Origin of the sequence: Pseudonocardia sp. SID8383, from assembly GCF_009864975.1 — a bacterium.
Lineage (GTDB): Bacteria > Actinomycetota > Actinomycetes > Mycobacteriales > Pseudonocardiaceae > Pseudonocardia > Pseudonocardia alni.
The window spans coordinates 1-221 of the sequence record NZ_WWFY01000950.1 but is presented as its reverse complement, the minus strand read 5'-3'; the positions used below and the strand labels follow the sequence as shown (position 1 = coordinate 221).

Genomic DNA, 221 nt, shown 5'->3' with positions numbered 1-221 from the left:
CCCCGCCGTCGATCCACCGGGTGCCCGCGGCCGTGACCGGCGGCCAGACGCCGGGCACCGCGCAGCTGGCGGCGACCGCGGTGGCGAGCTCGACGCCGTCGTCGCGGCCGAAGACCCGGAACCCGCCGGTGTGCGCGTCGACGGCGGTGACCCGCAGGTCGCGGTCGGCGGGCCAGTCCGCGCCGTCGAGCCGCGAACGGATCACCGCGATCCGCTCGGCC

Annotated in this window: 1 protein-coding gene; it reads right to left on the bottom strand. The window is 79.6% G+C overall.

All coding sequences use genetic code 11. The annotated features are described in order from the left end of the window. The coding region (locus tag GTW08_RS22475) for a patatin-like phospholipase family protein (RefSeq protein WP_202417547.1) at window positions 1-221 on the bottom strand (221 nt) is incomplete at both ends.